The organism is Shewanella sp. 10N.7 (genome assembly GCF_020806285.1).
GTDB classification, from domain to species: Bacteria; Pseudomonadota; Gammaproteobacteria; order Enterobacterales; family Shewanellaceae; genus Shewanella; species Shewanella electrodiphila.
On record NZ_JAJGZS010000026.1, the window covers coordinates 1 to 277 of the forward strand.

Below are 277 nucleotides of genomic sequence, written 5' to 3' on the forward strand. Positions count from 1 at the left end.
GCGATACCTTGCCAAGGTATAGGTCATCAGTTCGAACCTGATATGTCGCTCCAAACTTCCTAAATCAGCTATATCTAGCAAGGTATAGGTCATCAGTTCGAACCATTCTTGTTGAAAATATTAGGTCGCTCCAAACTTCTTTCAGTAAAACCTCTTGCAAGAAACCCTCCTTATTTAACAATTAGCTCAGTTGCGTTTTTAGCATAGTGATACCTTTATTTTGCCAAGGTATAGGTCATCAGTTCGAACCTGATATGTCGCTCCAAACTTCCTAAAC